Raw genomic sequence first — 1220 nt, forward strand, 5'->3', positions numbered from 1 at the left:
GCCCCCAGGCCGACAGCGCCGAACCCACCCCGACCTGACCTGACCGAAGGCCCCGCCCCCGGCGGGGCCTTTCGCTGACCCCGGCGGTCAAAGAACACTTGCGACAGCTTCTGTTGCGTGCAATCCCGGTTCACCCGCGGAAGGATGCAGCACCATGGCCCCGGACCCCTATATCGAACTGCTGAAAAAGGTCATTTCCGGCCATTTTCATCGCGAAAATGGTATGCGCATCAACTACCTGCTGAATGTCGCCTATGGCGCGCAGCCTTTCGATCTGGGCAAGGTCCTCGACATCCGCTCCCACGCCTCGGACGCCCTGGCCCGGATCGAGGCCGACCCGGACGAAGCCTCGAACTACCGGGAGCGGATCTTCGGTTTCCCCTATTCCATGCTCGGCCAGAAACGGCTTTACAATGTCGAAGCCGCCTTGCGCATCATCCTGCATGAGAAGATCCCCGGCGATATTCTCGAAGCCGGAGTCTGGCGCGGCGGCGCCTGTATCTTCGCCCGGATGCTGCTGAATCATCTCGCCCCCGACAGCGACCGGCTGGTCTGGCTTTGCGACAGTTTCGAAGGGCTTCCCCCTTCCGAGCATGAGGCCGACAAGCCGCATCCCTTCCATCTCGACCTGTCGCTGCGCTGCCCGCTCGAACAGGTGCGCGAGAATTTCCGGCTGTTCGGCCTCGACCCCGATCACAAGACGCGCTTCGTTCGCGGCTTCTTTGCCGACACCCTGCCCCGGCTGCAAACCGGCGGCCTCTCGCTGCTGCGCGCGGATGGCGATCTGTATATTTCGACCATGGATATTCTGGAAAATCTCTACGCCCAGGTCGTGCCCGGCGGCTTTGTCATCATCGACGACTACGGCGCGCTTGAGCCCTGCCGCCTTGCCACCGACGAATTTCGCCGCCGCCTCGGGATCAGGGATCCGATCCGCTGGATCGACTGGACCGGAATCTACTGGCGCAAGGGCGAGGCCGGGGGATGAGGCCGGGGGGGTGAGACGCGGGCATCAGCCCTCTCCTTTGCCCGGACGGCGTGTTTCATATTCTCTGTGTCGCAATCGCACCGTCACCCCCCGCCCGGCCCGATAGAAGTCTTGCATGTCATTCATGTCCGGAGAGAGCCACATGTCTTTCAAGTCTGATATTGAGATCGCTCGAGAAGCGCAGAAGCGGCCGATCCAGGAGATCGGGTCGAAGCTTGGGATTCCTTCGGAG

Annotated in this window: 1 protein-coding gene; it reads left to right on the forward strand. The window is 62.5% G+C overall.

Translation table 11 applies throughout. The features are described 5' to 3' along the window. The first annotated feature begins 154 nt into the window (after positions 1–154). Positions 155–988: a TylF/MycF/NovP-related O-methyltransferase gene (locus tag XINFAN_RS20160; protein WP_124088657.1), complete on the forward strand. Its 834-nt coding sequence runs from the start codon at positions 155–157 to the stop codon at positions 986–988. Positions 989–1220 lie beyond the last annotated feature (232 nt).

The organism is Pseudogemmobacter humi (assembly GCF_900609055.1).
In the GTDB taxonomy this organism is placed as follows: Bacteria; Pseudomonadota; Alphaproteobacteria; order Rhodobacterales; family Rhodobacteraceae; genus Pseudogemmobacter; species Pseudogemmobacter humi.